At 69.3% G+C, this 4,234-nt stretch carries 3 protein-coding genes and 1 tRNA gene; 3 read left to right on the forward strand and 1 reads right to left on the reverse strand.

Translation table 11 applies throughout. The features are described from left to right. Positions 1-180 precede the first annotated feature (180 nt). Positions 181-2,979 carry a pyruvate dehydrogenase (acetyl-transferring), homodimeric type gene (gene aceE, locus VGD70_RS28120; protein WP_414638079.1) on the reverse strand — a complete coding sequence of 933 codons (2,799 nt, stop codon included), beginning with the start codon at positions 2,977-2,979 and terminating at the stop codon, positions 181-183. Between the two features lie 182 nt (positions 2,980-3,161). Here aceE and VGD70_RS28125 point away from each other — a divergent pair, with 182 nt between their 5' ends. The 3 genes from VGD70_RS28125 (at position 3,162) to VGD70_RS28135 (ending at position 4,233) form a co-directional block, all read left to right on the forward strand. Continuing rightward, on the forward strand, positions 3,162-3,593 hold the full coding sequence (locus tag VGD70_RS28125) for a DUF3052 domain-containing protein (protein WP_331086551.1): 432 nt from the start codon (positions 3,162-3,164) through the stop codon (positions 3,591-3,593). 64 nt (positions 3,594-3,657) lie between these two features. Next, positions 3,658-4,122, forward strand: a complete 465-nt coding sequence (locus tag VGD70_RS28130; RefSeq protein ID WP_331086549.1) for a peroxiredoxin — start codon at positions 3,658-3,660, stop codon at positions 4,120-4,122. 39 nt (positions 4,123-4,161) lie between these two features. Further along, positions 4,162-4,233: transfer RNA gene (locus VGD70_RS28135), tRNA-Val, on the forward strand. Position 4,234: the final 1 nt, after the last annotated feature.

Below are 4,234 nucleotides of genomic sequence, written 5' to 3' on the forward strand. Positions count from 1 at the left end.
AGGGACACCGAACAGGGGGGCGCGGAGCCGCCCGGCGTGGCGGTGCGCACGCCGCCGGGCGGCCCCTCTCCCCGGTCCCCACCGGTAATTCCACTATGGACGGACTGGGGGGAGGGCGCCAGCGGTGTACCCCGAAAGTGGCAAAGGTTCGTCAGTGCAGGTCAGAGGCGCTACCCAGAGTCAGGCAACCCCGGGGTCGGACGTCTGCGGGCCAGCCGCGGTGATGTCGTCGATGCGGTACTTGCGGGCGGCGTCCACGACCGTGGACTTCGGCACCTCACCGCGTCGCGCCAGGGCCGCGAGCGCGCCCACCGTGATCGACTCGGCGTCGACCAGGAAGTGGCGCCGGGCCGCCGGTCGGGTGTCGGAGAAACCGAACCCGTCGGTGCCCAGCGTGAGCATGTCGGTGGGCACCCACGGCCGGATCAGGTCCGGCACGCCGCGCATCCAGTCCGACGCGGCCACCACCGGGCCCGCGCCCTCGGACAGCACCCGCGTCACGTACGGCCGGCGCGGCTCCGCCTCGGGGTGCAGGAAGTTGTGCCGGTCGGTCTCGACCGCGTCCCTGCGCAGCTCCGACCACGACGTCGCCGACCACACCTCGGCCCGCACGTTCCACTCGTCGCGGAGCAGTTCGCGCGCCCGCAGCGCCCACGGCATCGCCACGCCGGACACCATGATCCGCGCCCGCGGCCCGTCGCCCTCCGGCGCGCTCTCGTAGCGGTAGAGCCCGCGCAGCAGCCCCTCGACGTCGAGGTTCTCCGGCTCGGGCGCCTGCACGTACGGCTCGTTGTAGACGGTGACGTAGTAGTAGATGTCCTCCGCCTGCTCGCCGTACATCCGCCGCAGGCCGTCGCGGACGATGTGCGCGATCTCGAACGACCACGACGGGTCGTAGGCGAGCACCGCCGGGTTGGTGGCCGCGAGCATCAGCGAGTGCCCGTCGGCGTGCTGCAGGCCCTCGCCGGTGAGCGTGGTGCGCCCGGCGGTGGCGCCGAGGATGAACCCGCGCGCCATCTGGTCTGCCGCGGCCCACAGCCCGTCGCCGGTGCGCTGGAAGCCGAACATCGAGTAGAAGATGTAGATCGGGATCATCGGCTCGCCGTGCGTGGCGTACGACGTGCCCGCCGCGGTGAACGACGCCGTCGAGCCGGCCTCGTTGATGCCCTCGTGCAGGATCTGGCCCTGCTCGCTCTCCTTGTAGGACAGCATGAGCGACGCGTCGACCGAGGTGTAGAGCTGGCCGTGCGGGTTGTAGATCTTCTGCGTCGGGAACATCGAGTCCATGCCGAACGTGCGCGCCTCGTCCGGGATGATCGGCACCAGCCGGGGGCCGATCTCCGGGTCCTTCGCGAGGTCGCGGACCAGCCGGACGAACGCCATCGTGGTGGCGACCTCCTGCTTGCCCGAGCCGCGCCGGATCACGTCGTAGACCTTGTCGCCCGGCAGCACCAGCGCCTTGGTCTTCTTGCGGCGCTCGGGTACGAACCCGCCGAGCTGGCGGCGCCGCTCGAGCAGGTACTGGATCTCCGGCGCGTCGGGGCCCGGGTGGTAGTACGGCGGCAGGTACGGGTTCTCCTCGAGCTCCGCGTCGGCCACCGGGATGCGCAGCGTGTCGCGGAAGAGCTTGAGGTCGTCGAGGGTCATCTTCTTCATCTGGTGGGTCGCGTTGCGCCCCTCGAAGTGCGGACCCAGGTTGTAGCCCTTGATCGTCTTGGCCAGGATCACCGTCGGCTGGCCGTGGTGCTCCACGGCCGCCTGGTAGGCCGCGTAGACCTTGCGGTAGTCGTGGCCGCCGCGCTTGAGGTTCCAGATCTCCTGGTCGCTCATCGGCGTGACGAGCTCCTTGGTGCGCGGGTCGCGCCCGAAGAAGTGCTCGCGGACGAAGGCGCCGTCGTTGGCCTTGTAGGTCTGGTAGTCGCCGTCCGGGGTGGTGTTCATCAGGTTGATGAGCGCGCCGTCGCGGTCGGCATGCAGGAGCGTGTCCCACTCCCGGCCCCAGATGACCTTGATCACGTTCCAGCCGGCGCCGCGGAAGAAGGACTCCAGCTCCTGGATGATCTTGCCGTTGCCGCGCACCGGGCCGTCGAGCCGCTGCAGGTTGCAGTTGATGACGAAGGTGAGGTTGTCGAGGCCCTCGTTGGCCGCGACGTGGATGAGGCCGCGGGACTCCGGCTCGTCCATCTCGCCGTCGCCGAGGAACGCCCAGACGCGCTGGTCGTTGGTCTGCTTGATACCGCGGTCGTGCAGGTAGCGGTTGAACCGCGCCTGGTAGATCGAGTTCATCGGGCCCAGGCCCATCGAGACCGTGGGGTACTCCCAGAAGTCCGGCATGAGCCGCGGGTGCGGGTAGGACGGCAGGCCCGCGCCGGGGCCGCCGTGCGAGAGCTCCTGGCGGAAGCCGTCGAGCTGGTCGGCGGACAGGCGCCCCTCGAGGAACGCGCGCGCGTACATGCCGGGGGAGCCGTGGCCCTGGAAGAACACCTGGTCGCCGCCGCCGGGGTGGTCCTTGCCGCGGAAGAACCAGTTGAAGCCGACCTCGTAGAGCGTCGCCGAGGACGCGTAGGTCGAGATGTGCCCGCCGACGCCCACCCCGGGGCGCTGCGCGCGATGCACGGTCATGGCCGCGTTCCACCTGATCCACGCCCGGTACCGGCGCTCCACCTCCTCGTCGCCCGGGAACCAGGGCTCCTTGTCGGTGGGGATGCTGTTGACGTAGTCCGTGCTGGTGAGCGCGGGGACGCCGACCCGGCTCTCCCGGGCGCGCTCCAGCAGGCGAAGCATGAGGTAGCGGGCGCGTTGCTGTCCGCCGGCGGACAGCATCGCGTCGAACGACTCCAGCCATTCGGCGGTCTCGTCCGGGTCGATGTCCGGGAGGTGGGCGGCGAGGCCGTCCCGGATGACGCGGACCCGCTCGGGTTGCTTGCCGCTGTTTCCGCTGTTCTGCGTAGCCAAGGGATCTCCAGTGCCTGCGCTCATGGTGTTAACTCTGCCATCACCACCATCATCGTCGTCTCGACGGCTGCTCGCGTCATCGTTACCGGCGAGTACACCCGGCGTGGGTGGTTGCGCAGGTGGGCACGCTCAGTGTTCGCTATCCCAATACCGTTTAGCGGAGGCTTGGTCCGGTCGCCGCGATGCGTCGAGGAGGAGTGGAAGCCGTGGTCGCCGCGGGAGACGCCGGCAAGGCCGGCGTCGCCGAGAGGCTCGGAATCGAGCCTGGCATGGTCGTCCAGGAGATCGGTTGGGACGAGGACGTTGACGACGGCGTGCGTGCCGCGATCGAGGAACGGATCGGCAGCGATCTGCTCGACGAGGACGCCGTCGAGGTCGTCGATGTGGTCCTGCTGTGGTGGCGCGAGGAGGACGGCGACCTGGTCGACGCCCTCATGGATGCCATCAGCCCCCTGGCCGACTCGGGTGTGATCTGGGTCCTGACCCCCAAGACCGGCCGCGACGGGCACGTCGAGCCGAGCGAGATTGCCGAGGCGGTGCCAACCGCGGGGCTGGCGCAGACGTCGAGCATCAGCGTCAGCGGCGACTGGTCGGCCACCCGGCTCGTGTCGCCGAAGTCCGCGAAGTCCAAGCGCTGAGACGTTAACCCGGGTGGCTTAGGCTTGCGCCGCACCCGGAGACGTACAGCAGGAGGATGCACGGATGGCGGTCGAAATCGGTTCGAAGGCGCCGGAGTTCACGCTCAAGGACTACAACAACCAGCAGGTTGCGTTGTCGTCCTTCCGCGGGAAGTCCAACGTGTTACTGGTGTTCTACCCGTTCGCGTTCAGCGGCATCTGCCAGGGTGAGCTGTGCCAGCTCCGCGATGAGCTGGCCGACTACTCGTCGGCGGATGTCCAGGTTCTCGGCGTGTCGGTGGACACGCCGTTCAGCCTGAAGGCGTGGGCGCAGCAGCAGAACTACCAGTTCCCGCTGCTGTCGGACTTCTGGCCGCACGGCGCCGTCGCCACGACGTACGGTGTCTTCAACGAGGCGGCCGGCCTGGCGAACAGGGGCACGTTCCTGATCGACAAGGCGGGCGTGGTCCGCTTCACGGAGATCAACCAGCCGGGCGAGGCCCGCGACCAGGACGCCTGGAAGAAGGCGGTGGCCGCCCTGCCGGCCTGATCTTTCTTGCCCGGCGGTCCCTGGTGGGCCGCCGGGGAAGGGCGTATAGCTCAGCGGAAGAGCACTCGGCTTACACCCGAGCGGCCGCAGGTTCGAATCCTGCTGCGCCCAC

It is taken from the genome of Actinophytocola sp., assembly GCF_036402745.1.
In the GTDB taxonomy this organism is placed as follows: domain Bacteria; phylum Actinomycetota; class Actinomycetes; order Mycobacteriales; family Pseudonocardiaceae; genus Actinophytocola.